The sequence below is a fragment of the Paraclostridium benzoelyticum genome, assembly GCF_001006285.1.
In the GTDB taxonomy this organism is placed as follows: domain Bacteria; phylum Bacillota; class Clostridia; order Peptostreptococcales; family Peptostreptococcaceae; genus Paraclostridium; species Paraclostridium benzoelyticum.
Genome location: NZ_LBBT01000355.1, coordinates 1 through 2,298 on the forward strand (window position 1 = coordinate 1; position 2,298 = coordinate 2,298).

2 protein-coding genes are annotated in these 2,298 nt (G+C 23.0%); both read right to left on the reverse strand.

What is annotated here, in order from left to right; translation table 11 throughout:
- Positions 1-267 (reverse strand): hypothetical protein (locus VN21_RS16985; protein ID WP_046824312.1); only part of this gene is annotated, 267 nt, incomplete at its 3' end.
- 28 nt (positions 268-295) lie between these two features.
- Positions 296-2,298 (reverse strand): PAS domain-containing sensor histidine kinase (locus tag VN21_RS16990; RefSeq protein WP_207641527.1); only part of this gene is annotated, 2,003 nt, incomplete at its 5' end.

Here is a 2,298-nt window from a genome sequence, read left to right on the forward strand (position 1 = left end):
TATTAAACACAAAGAGCCTATTTTAAGCTCTCTGTATTTATACTTTTTGATATTAAAATTATAAATAGATTGTATAACTATAAAACTACTAATAGTAGCTGCCATATATAAATATGGTGATTGCTTGAAATTTATAAAATTTAAAACTATAGATATTGTCAACATTATACTCATAAAAACTTTATTTTTCCTAGCATATGAAGAAATATAAAATCCACTAGCTAGCAAAATTGATATATTAAATATATATATCAGCTTATATCCCATAATTTACGCCCCCTATGTATTTATGGCTTTAGAAATATATATCAGCAAACTCTATATGCATATTTTCAAATATAGAATCCTTCAATTCATTTGTGTCAACTAAAACTTTTTCATCTATATTTTTGAATTCTTTTAATGAAATTATAAACTCGCTGCCTCTACCTTCTTCGCTATTTACATTTATATATCCACCTTGTAATTTTAAAAATGCTTTTACTAAAGTTAATCCAACTCCACACCCTTCTGTATTTCTGGATAAGGTTTTATCAACTTGTCCAAATTTAGTAAATATAAATTTCAATCTATCTTTAGGTATTCCTACTCCGTTATCCTTAATAGCTATGTTTATAAAATCATTCTCCTTATATATATATACTTCTATCAAGCTCCCAATTTCACTAAATTTTATAGCATTAGAAATTAAATTTAATATTATTTTTTGAACTTTATCTAAATCTATTTTTAAAATACTATAATTTATATCACTATTAAATTTAATATATACACCTTTATCATTTAAATATCCATTTACACAGTCTACTATGTATTTTGTAAGATTTATAATGTCACAGTACACAAATTCAACACTACAAACTCCATTTTCTACATCTACAATTTCATTCATGTTGTTTATCACTCTTTGTAATCTATAACAATTTTGTTTAACTAACTTAGTATAATTTTCTATATGTTTGGAGTTAAATTCAGATTTATTTTGTTCTAATATCTTATTCATATTAGCTACATTATTTATAGGGTCTTTTAGTAATTTAGATGTGTTTATTAAAAATTCATTTTTCACATGATGTTGAGCATTTACTAAATCGAGTTCTTTTATAGCCTCTAAAACTCTTTCTTCATTTTCTAGCAATCTTACTATAGCTAATAGCTGTTGTTCTTCTTTTCTATCTATTATAGTTATACTTGCAAAACAACTCTTATTTTTATCTATTTCATACCTTTTGGTTTGTCCATAGTATTCATTTGAAATATAATCATTTATAAATTTATTTATGCTATCCATTTTAACTTTTTTTAAAATTTTTATCATAGATTTATTTTGATATATGTAGTCTTTACTTTCTTTATCTATAACTACAATACCATCTGGTAAATTTTGTGCTAATGCTCTATATGTTTTTTGATTTGCCTCTAATTGTTTAAGTGCTTCTTCCATTTCGCTTATATCAACAATTATACTCAATAAAATATTTGAATCGTCAGTTTCTATTTTTGTAGTTATCACTTCTATGCAAATATCATCTACCGTCTTAAATTTATTAATACACTTGCTTACTTTTCCACATTTTACTTCTTCTAAACTTTCACTTAGTTGATTTCTTTCATCAATGTGTATTTTTCTTTTTAAATTTTCCAAACTAATATTTGTTCTATTTTTTTCTATTTTAAATATTTTAAATGCAGAATCATTTATATACTTTATCTCATTCATATCATGAATTATAACTCCATCAGTTAAAACATCCATAAGTTTTCTATATTTTTCCTCACTATCATTTAATTGTTTTTGAATTATGGTACTTTGAGTTATATCATTAAATATACATATTTTTATTTCTTTATTGTCTCTCATTTCCTTTGTACATATAAACCTATATACTTTTTCTTCATTATCATATAAGTTTATAGATTTAAAGCTATTTACTCCTACCTCATTAATCATCTCTACACACTCTTGCCCATTTTTAAAATTCTTGTATAAATAATTTAAAATATTAACCTTATTCAGATTAATATTTCTCCAAGAGTTCTGATTGCAATAAATCATTTTATTTTTTTCGTCTAACATAACTATAGGCATATCAGACTCTTCAATAGATTTATTTATATTTTTTTCTATTTTTAGTGTATCTTCTTTATATTCAAATTGCATTAGTTCTTCATTTTTTATATTTGAGGTTAATACACTTATATTTTCATTTAATTTTTTTAGTTTTTGTATATTTTCATCTAATTTTTGTTTTCTAGTTTTCATATTATCTAGTATACAAAACTTGCATATAAGTAAGT